At 29.0% G+C, this 8,169-nt stretch carries 7 protein-coding genes; 5 read left to right on the forward strand and 2 right to left on the reverse strand.

Annotated features, from left to right (window positions below; all coding sequences use genetic code 11):
* Positions 1–195 precede the first annotated feature (195 nt).
* The 5 genes from ACXLDF_RS15260 to ACXLDF_RS15280 all read left to right on the forward strand — a co-directional run bounded on the left by ACXLDF_RS15260 (position 196) and on the right by ACXLDF_RS15280 (position 5,216).
* On the forward strand, positions 196–864 hold the full coding sequence (locus ACXLDF_RS15260; RefSeq protein ID WP_457559409.1) for a hypothetical protein: 669 nt from the start codon (positions 196–198) through the stop codon (positions 862–864).
* 128 nt (positions 865–992) lie between these two features.
* Complete coding sequence (locus tag ACXLDF_RS15265; protein WP_457559410.1) at positions 993–1,889, forward strand: patatin-like phospholipase family protein; 897 nt, start codon at positions 993–995, stop codon at positions 1,887–1,889.
* Between the two features lie 146 nt (positions 1,890–2,035).
* The gene (locus tag ACXLDF_RS15270; RefSeq protein ID WP_457559411.1) at positions 2,036–3,424 is read left to right on the forward strand and encodes an MFS transporter; all 1,389 of its coding nucleotides are present in this window, start codon (positions 2,036–2,038) and stop codon (positions 3,422–3,424) included.
* Positions 3,425–3,471: 47 nt separating this feature from the next.
* Positions 3,472–4,284: a DNA-methyltransferase gene (locus tag ACXLDF_RS15275; RefSeq protein ID WP_457559412.1), complete on the forward strand. Its 813-nt coding sequence runs from the start codon at positions 3,472–3,474 to the stop codon at positions 4,282–4,284.
* 5 nt (positions 4,285–4,289) lie between these two features.
* A complete protein-coding gene (locus tag ACXLDF_RS15280) occupies positions 4,290–5,216 on the forward strand; it encodes a hypothetical protein (RefSeq protein ID WP_457559413.1) in 927 nt (308 codons plus the stop codon).
* 712 nt (positions 5,217–5,928) lie between these two features.
* Here the strand turns inward: ACXLDF_RS15280 and hepT are convergent.
* Both hepT and ACXLDF_RS15290 read right to left on the reverse strand, forming a co-directional pair.
* Positions 5,929–6,351 carry a type VII toxin-antitoxin system HepT family RNase toxin gene (gene hepT, locus ACXLDF_RS15285; protein ID WP_457559416.1) on the reverse strand — a complete coding sequence of 141 codons (423 nt, stop codon included), beginning with the start codon at positions 6,349–6,351 and terminating at the stop codon, positions 5,929–5,931.
* Positions 6,347–6,727, reverse strand: coding sequence for a hypothetical protein (locus ACXLDF_RS15290; protein ID WP_457559414.1), 381 nt, complete (start codon positions 6,725–6,727; stop codon positions 6,347–6,349). The genes hepT and ACXLDF_RS15290 overlap by 5 nt, the downstream gene beginning before the upstream one ends.
* Positions 6,728–8,169 lie beyond the last annotated feature (1,442 nt).

The raw sequence follows: 8,169 nt of genomic DNA on the forward strand, positions 1-8,169 counted from the left end.
TTATACAATGGGTTTAGAAGAACTCGTCAAACTCATTTTTGGTATTTCGAGTTCTTTTCACTTTTTTTCATTTTCTACTTTTAATTTTTCTTACTCTATTTAAATCCATAGAAATCTATTTAAAGATGTATTATTAGTCTTAAATATATAACATACCAAGCAGATAAAACAGGCTATATTCTAATAGATAGCTTATTGAATGGAGATCTAAATGTATTTGCGGATGTTTTTAATCATCTATTAATGCCTGCTTTAGCAATTTCTTTCAGTATTACCGCTATCGGAATTTTAATAATTAGGCGGTTAGTACTAGTTTTTAAAACGCGTAAAGTTTTCTTTCCGAGTAGGAATTATGCACGGGTTGCTGTTGCCTTCTTTTATTTATCTCTACTACTGTCAATGAATGAATTAATTTTCGATTTGAACGGTTTTCAAATGCTATTCTTTGATGCCCTTAATCAATTTGATTATTTTTTGATTTTATTTTTAATAACTGTTGCATTTGTCATTTTCCAAATTTCTGCATATTTCTGCGATATTGTTGGAATATTAATCCAATATTTCGTAATGAAGAATTTTGCGAAAGATACGGATAAATCTCAACATGATAGTTCTGAATCACAAGAAATTTCACCTAAAACTGATGAAACTAATCAATTTTTATCAGAAGTTCAAGCAGAATCTCAACAAGTTGAATCTCAACGGGCAGAATCTCAACAAGTAGAATCTCAACGGACAGAATCTAAACAAGCAGACTCTCAACAGGCAGAACCTAATTCTGTTTACTTAAATATTAATAAATTCAATATAAAATCTATACTTCTAAGACCAGAATTGATAATAGGAGAAATTCTTTTATTTTAATATATGAATAATTCAGGTTCTTCATTAAAGTGATTTAATTAAATAAAGAAAAGTCAAAATAATTATCTATGCAGAAAAATCATTTTAATCTTGAAAATTCAAATTCCTTTTCGAAAAAACTGCATAGTATGAAGAGTTTTTCAAATGGATCTAATAAAAAAAATAAAACGGCTTTAGTTTTTGCAGGGGGAAGTGCCTTAGGAGCTATGGAAGTGGGAATGCTACATGCCCTTTTAGAAGCAAATATTCAACCAGATTTTGTTGTTGGTACAAGTGTGGGTGCTTTAAATGCTGCATATTTTGCTTTTCACCCGAACCTCGAAGGTGTTGAAGAATTATCGAAAATTTGGCTCTCAATTAAAACATCCCAGATATTTGCTCCATCTTTAAAAAATAGTATTAAAGGAATTTTTCAAAAACAAAATTATCTAATTAGCCCTAAAGGGTTAAGAAACCTACTATATTTACATTTTGGAGATGTAGATTTATCTGAAAGTCAATTACAGCTGTATATAATTGCTACAGATATAAATTCAGGAGAAGAAGTTATTTTATCAGATGGATCATTAATTTCAGCGTTATTAGCCAGCAGTGCGATTCCTATGATCTTTCCACCTGTTAAAATTGGTCACCATGAATTAATCGATGGTGGAGTAGTGAACAATACACCTATCTCAACAGCGGTGAAACTTGGAGCAACACATATCATTGTTTTACCAACAGGATATACATGTGATCGTAAAACAACTCCAAAATCGATAATTGAAGCGATCTTAACTACATTTTCATATATGATGCATCAAAAATTAGGTACTGACTTAGAATTATATAAAGAACAAGTTCAAATCCACCTTATTCCACCACTTTGTCCTCTTTCAGTATCAGCGCATGATTTTTCCCATTCTAAAAATCTTATTGATGATGCATACCATAAAACGAATCTTTGGATCAAATCAGGTGGTTTTGAAAAAAAACAACCTCCTAACATTATTAGAATCCATTTGCATAATACAAATTATGTATGAATAGATGTATTTTAAAAAATTATCTTTTTAAGGAATTTGAAAAACAATGGAACCCTTATCTTATAAAAATTTGCGAGCATAGAAATGATTACTATATAGAATGATTTTGATTTAAAAACTTATTCGCATTAATATGATGATTATTCATGGATGAACAAAACCCCAATCTATCTTTCAATCATAATATTACAAAAATAGATAAAAAAGCAAAAGAATCAGAAGATAAACGAAATTTCTCAATGTATATTCAATTCTGGATAGGTCAAGTATTTTCACTCATGGGTTCTGCAATAGTATCATTTATTATTATTTGGCAGCTTTCAGAAATGGAACCAGGAAATAATACATTAATTTCTGTAGCGTTTTTCGTAAGCTTTTTTCCACAAATAGTCATTTCTCCACTGGCAGGAGTAATCGCTGATAAAAAGAATAAAAAAATAATAATAATAATCAGTGATTTCGCACAAGCGACCTTAACCTTGTTTTTAATTATTCTATTTGCCTTAGGAGTGGTTGAAATATGGCATATTTTATTATTAATCTTCTTTAGAGGCATTTGTCAGGCATTTCAAGCCCCGATTTCTATTGCAATTATTCCTCTTATGGTTCCTAAGGATAAAATGACTCAAGTTAATGGTTTAAATTATCTTTTATCCAGTTTAATCAATATTATAAGTCCAATTGTTGGTGCTTGGCTTTTAATTGTTTTAGCGCCTTCTCAGGCATTATGGATCGATATTTTTACATTTCTCATTGCTTTCTTCACAATTATACAAATAACAATACCTAAATCAAAATTTGAAGATGATGAAGATGATGAAAATGATGAAGATGATGAAAATGATGAAAATGATGAAAATGATGAAGATGATGAAATTCAAGAAAAAAAGCAAAAAATTAGTTATATTAGTGAAATAAAGGCAGGATTGGATGTAATTCATGATATAAAAGGATTAGGTAGCGTAATTATCATGGCAATTTTCTTGAATTTTATTTTTATGCCTATAGATGCGTTGATGATTAATTTCATAAAAATAAACCACGGAGGTACCAAAGTCGAATTAGGATATTTTATGGCAGCTCTTCAACTAGGAATGTTACTAGGTGCCTTGTTAACAATTCTTGTTAAAAAATGGCGGAATTGGTTTGCTTGGATAATTCTTGGCTTAGTAAATGAAGCATTAGCATATCTTGCATTAGGATTAATTCCAACAGGATTTTTTATTCTCTTATATATCGATGCTGTTTTAATGCTTATCATGAATCCTATAGTGAATAGTCTTTTCTTGACTGGTATTCAAAATATTATCCCAAAAGATAAGATAGGGCGAATTTCATCAATTATCATGATGTTGAGTAATATTGCTTCTCCGATTGGATTACTTTTATCAGGAATTATTGCTGATGTGATTGGTTCAATACCCATTATCTATATTTGTAGCGGAATTCTTACCTTAATTGTTTTAGGAATAACAGTATCAGGTAAAGGATTTCGTCAATTGACAAAAGAAGGAGAACGAATTACAAATCAATAAAAAGATTAAAAAAACTAATTTACACTAATATAAAATTGTGATTATGTTTGAATTTTAAAAGAAACTATATTTATCATTCTGATGCTCAATCAATGCTTGAAATACCAGATAAAACAGTAAAATTAATGGTGACATCACCACCATATAATGTAACTAAAGAATATGATGAGAATTTATCATTAAAGGAATACTTAACACTCCTAAAAAATGTATTAACAGAAGTATATCGCGTATTGACAGATAATGGTATTTGTGCAATAAATATTGCAAATGTTGGACGAAAACCTTATCTACCATTAGATTGTTATGTAATTCAAATTTTATATGATATTGGTTTCACTATCAAACAAGAAATAATATGGAATAAAGCAGCCAGTGCAGGAACTTCCTGTGCATGGGGAAGTTGGAAATCTGCCTCAAATCCCTCACTTCGTGATATTCATGAATATATAATTCTTGCTTCAAAAATGAATACATTAAAACCAAAATTGCTAAAAAAAACGAATTTTTCAATTGAAGTCGAATCAAAATCTATTAAATTCAGTGGTTCTGAATTATATCAAAATATATGGAATTTTGGAACTGAAAGTGCGCGTAGAGTTAATCATCCTGCACCGTTTAGAGTCGAATTACCTTATAGAATAATTCAATTGTTTACAAATGTCGATGATATAGTATTAGATCCTTTTATGGGATCAGGTTCGACAGCCATAGCTTCATTAGTCTCTAAAAGACAATATATCGGTTATGAAATAAATCATGAATATGTAGAATTAGCCAATAAAAGAATTGATGAATTTTTGAAGCAAAATAAAAAAAAGAAAGCAAAAAAAACATTAGATGTTTTTATCACTACGTGAAGATCATGAAACGAAAACGAAAACGAACACAAACACGAACACAAACACAAACACAAACACAAACAAAAACACGAACACAAACACAAACACAAACAAAAACAAAAACACGAACACAAACACAAACACAAACAAAAACACGAACACAAACACAAACACAAACAAAAACACAAACAAAAACACAATCTTTTGGAGTTTCAAAAAGGGAAGGACATGACGCCACTCAGTTTTATTCATCAAGATTATATGAGGGTATTCCACAAGAGAAAAATAAATGTAAGATCGTTGATAATTCTGACAAAATTAATATAGAATTATTTAATAAAATATATGAAATCGATCATCTTTTCAATAGGATTTTAGAAGAATCTCTCCATCTTATCATACTTAAAATTCCAATTTATAAAATTGGAAAGAGAGAAAACTTCGTTAACACCATCTCAAGTTGGGCTTCTCGACTAAGAAATCTTCTTATCAACGGCGGGAGATTAGTTGTTATCATTCAAAATAGAAATAAGGATACATTTTTTCCGTTACATTCTTTTATTGTTCCAAATATAATTAGAGAAGAATTTTTATTGCGAGGAGATGTGATCCTAACTTATGAGGAAATACTATCTGATAAAGATGATATTGCAAATATTTATGACCATGGATTTGTTTTTAGTAAAAATATTTATGGTAGGAAGAAAAAGGATAAAAAAGCAGGATTAGAAAAAACTGATACAATAGAACGAGATGATTTTATACAATTTACAAAATCTATATGGAAATCTAACCTCCCCTCTAAGAATATTACAGCTTATCTCTCGAGATTTTTAGAACTTTATTCCTTTAAAGAAGATAGCATTTTAATTATTTCAGATGAAAAGTTAGAAGAAATGGGGACTATCCTTAGGAAGATAAGGAATAATATTATACTTGGACGTATCTGATTAAAAATTTCTGAATTTTATAATTTTCGTTGTAGATTAGTTTTTGGATGAATGGATTTAATATTTTATATGTGCGAATAAGTTTTTTTAGATCGAGGTTTCTATAGCAAACATTTGCAATTGTTTCTTTTAGATTTTGCCATAAAAAACCACTAGCATCAACTAATCCTGATTCTGGATTATTAGTTGTTATAGGTCGCTAACTAAAATTCTTATATTCACTTGTAAATGTCAGATGAGCGCAAATATCAAGAAGAATCTTCTGGTTTATTCTTTTAATTAACTGAACTATTTCAGGCATCCATGGCGAATTTGCAATAATTGAACCAGATCGAATCTAATTTTGATTAAATATATCGATTACTGCCTGGTTTGCACTGTGGGAAATCCCTAAATCATCTAAATGCAAAATCACGACTTTATCTGTTTGCGAAAAGCCCAGTTTATCTATTATAGACTGTATAATTTACTCCCTTTTTAGGTTTGTATAAGAAACTTGGGATAATAACCATATTGTCATTTTTTTTCTCTTTTATTCTCTTTTAATCTCTTTTATTCTCTTTTAATCTCTTTTAATCTCTTTTATTCTCTTTTAATCTCTTTTATTCTCTTTTAATCTCTTTTATTCTCTTTTAATCTCTTTTAATCTCTTTTAATCTCTTTTAATCTCTTTTATTCTCTTTTAATCTCTTTTAATCTCTTTTATTCTCTTTTAATTTCTTTTAATTTCTTTGAAAATCTTTTTGACGTCATTAATAAAATAACTAAAATTGGATAAATTCTCTCTTATAAATTGAAGAACCCGTTTTTGATTGATTTTCCCATATTGATGAAATAAAATATTCCTAAATCCTTTCATCGCTTTTAAATTCGATATGTTTGTAAGGTGATTTTGTAACAGATCAAAGAGATTTTCATCATTTTGGGGTGGACCAAGATGTAATAACTTCACAAGAAGATAAGATATATCTATCACATTTTCTATACAGATTTGAAGTTGTCGCTCTATTGCACGACGTTTTTCGTTTGATTTATAGAAAATTTCATCTTCTTTAGGAATAAATTCATTTAATTCTTCAAGATAATTCTCTAATTCTGAAATTTTTATTGATATTCGGTCAATTTCTAATTTAATCCACCTCTAAAAACAACTTAAAATGGGGGTAAAAATCGTTGAAAGCACGGTAGGTCTTCTCATAAATATCGCATACTTGCTCAAAATCTTTATTTACCATCAGTTTTCCATGATTTAAAACCTCATGCTGAATATAGAGAGGCAAATCAGTGAAAAATTGAATATCTAGTTTTGATGGAAAATTACCTTTATAATACAAGATTTTTTGAAACGGAATATCTTTAACATGCAGAAAGGGTACTAAGCAAATGTCAATATCGTTATATTCATTTTCACGAACACTACTTCCATATAAAATTAGAGCTACGATATCAAGATCCTTTTTTACTTCAGATATTAAACCGTTCAATAAATTTATATCTGAAGATTGTAGCATCTTGATTCACCAGTTACTTAATCTTAAGAAACACATAAATATAAAACACTCCTATAGCACTCCATTCACAAGTATGACATTTCTTTTAAAAATTTTCTGTTTAAAAAAAACTGGCAAATATTCTTAATAACTTTCGGAATATCTTTAAAGATTTAAGGGGAAGTAAAAATATTCAAAAAAAAAAAGTGATTGAAAATTGTTTTTATAATGTTTTTATAATGTTTTTAAAATGATTTTACGAGATTTTTTAAATTCCTTTATTCGACAAAAATCTAATTAACATATCATAATTGTTAAGCATTTATAATATTTCCATTCTTCCTTATTATTATGATATGTGAACCATTAGATATATCAATCCAATCGGAAATAAATTACTATATCCTTTTTTAATTAGTCTGGACGGGCATGTCACTAAAGATCGATTACAAATATTTTGTCCACAACAAGAAGATAATGATACTAAGCATGAAATCATCAGAAATAGACGTAATACAAGTGTAAAAGAAATGTCCCAACAATATCTTTGCAAAACATGTGAAAAAAGCTTCTATGCACACACGAGCAAGTTGTTTGAGGATTTAATATTAAAACTGAAAAACATCGTCTACTCTGTCTTAAAGGGGGATTCGTATCAAAATTGAACTCCTTGCAAGGAGATTACAACTTAATAATTCAACAATTAGTAGATTTATAAGCAGTATTTTAAAAAATATTGCCTCGACCATGAGAGGATATAAGCATTTTCTCAAAAAACGAAGGAAAAGCAACACACTATTTGTTGCTGAAATATTTATAACTGTCCATAAAAAACAATGTATTTAATTCTAGTTATTAATGGTAACAACAAGGTAATGGCGATTTAATTAGTAGAAAGGCGCAGCAAAGATGTGATATCAGAAATTGTTAAGGATTGTGAAAAAAGATTGCTTTATCGTCTATGAATATTGGTTACTGATGGATTCATGGTATATAAAGGAGTAGCTTTGGAGATCGGGCATAATTTAATACATTTACGCCATATACACAAACCACCTTATGGTAGAATCGAAATTGACACCTATACCTAACATATACCTATGATAAGAAAGAAGTAATAATAATTACTGCTAGAACTACAGATTAAATCGTAAAGATTAATGGATGTTTTACAGCAAAAATAATCAAAAAGTGAAAATATGTAAGGAGCGGTAAAAAAAGAGGTAAAAAATCAAGAATTAAAAATCATCCAAAGAAAATCATAAAAACAGAGAAAAAACGGAAATCTCAAAAGAAAAAACGGGGGAGGAAGAAAGGATCAAAAATTTCTGCCATAAAAGGTGAAATACATGTTTTTTTTCACGATAAAAAGAGAGGTTGTGTAGAAACTGCAGGACAAAGCTCTCAAGTGGTGACGGCCACGCTGAACAAAATCCTTAAGTAATTCCCTGATATATGGATAA

This window comes from Candidatus Harpocratesius sp., from assembly GCF_054039255.1.